This window comes from Kitasatospora sp. NPDC007106 (assembly GCF_040634455.1).
GTDB classification, from domain to species: domain Bacteria; phylum Actinomycetota; class Actinomycetes; order Streptomycetales; family Streptomycetaceae; genus Kitasatospora; species Kitasatospora arboriphila.
Window position 1 is genome coordinate 1 of record NZ_JBEYFP010001344.1, and the last position, 1203, is coordinate 1203.

General features: G+C 68.7%; 1 protein-coding gene and 1 pseudogene. One reads left to right on the plus strand and one right to left on the minus strand.

Annotated elements, in window-relative coordinates; all coding sequences use genetic code 11:
• Positions 1-328, minus strand: a 328-nt coding sequence (locus ABZ641_RS38355) for a DUF4184 family protein (protein WP_359989291.1), incomplete at its 3' end; no start/stop codon positions are given.
• 469 nt (positions 329-797) lie between these two features.
• Between ABZ641_RS38355 and ABZ641_RS38360 the strand changes: the two are divergent.
• Positions 798-1203: pseudogene (locus ABZ641_RS38360) on the plus strand (hypothetical protein); the annotation flags it as partial.

Below are 1203 nucleotides of genomic sequence, written 5' to 3' on the forward strand. Positions count from 1 at the left end.
GCAGCGCGCTGCCGCCCGCGCGCGGTGCGACGGCCGGTACCTGCGGCACCCACCGTGCGGGCAGCAGGGCCGCCAGCGGTTCGCGCAGCAGCAGGTGCCAGAGGCCGACCAGCACGGCGGCGACCGCCACGTCCACGGTCGGCACGCCCCACCAGGCGTGGGTCACCGCCCCGAGCCCGAACGCCCCGGGCACGACCGAGTCGGCGAAGTACGGCACGTCCGGCGCCGTCGACCCGGCGACCAGGGCGGCGGCCACCAGCGGCCCGCGGCCCCGCCCGCGGGTGATCAGCGGCAGCACGGCGGCGGGATGACTCGGCGTGAACGGCATCCGCCCACGCTATCCGGGTGTGCCCGTTGTGTCCGCCCCGCGCCGAGGTGATGACGGACCGTCACCTCGGCCCCATAAGTGCGGCTGGGACATCTCCAAATGGAATCTTCTTGCCATGATGCAGAGTGATATTGCACCTACTCTGTGCAATTTCACTATTTGACGGGCCGTCTAACGGTAGATCACGAAACATAACGTTTGCATTACGTCGCATACGGATCCGATGATGCATCGGTCTGGACCAATGCTCCGCCTGTCGACCAACTCCACTTTTTCACAATGAACTTGACGGATCATCGGGATGAATTGTGGAGTCGTTGAACCCCGTACTTCTTCGCGCGTAGAACACGTGCACCCAAGTCGATCGAACGTTCTGGCAGGATTCCCGGCACTCAACCCCTCCAAGGAATGAGGTCTGGTTTTGTCCGGTCGTAGAAGAGCGGTCAACCGGCGGAAGGGCGGCCGCGTCATGCTGGTCGCCGCCGTCGTGGCCGCAACGGGGGTCTTCGTGGGCAGCGCCGCGATGGGCGGCGTCTTCACCGAGGAGCGGACGACGGCTGCGGCCGGCGTGTCCGCCGACGGGTCCGCGCCGGCCGCCGAACCCGCGCACGACAAGGCCCCGGAACCGGTGGTCTCGATACCGAGCAACGACCCGCCGCGCGGTCTGGTGTACACCGGACTCAAAGCGGCACCCAAGGGCGACAAGTGCGTCGGCGTCCTGCGGACCGCCGAGGGCAACTGCACCCACGGGCCGGACGCGCCCCCCAAGGGCGTGGACGTCAAGAAGGACACACCGCCGGCGGTGAAGGCCGAGGAGCCCGCCGCCGCACCCGGCAGCACCGCCCCCGCGGGCCAGACCGCACAGGCGCCGACGG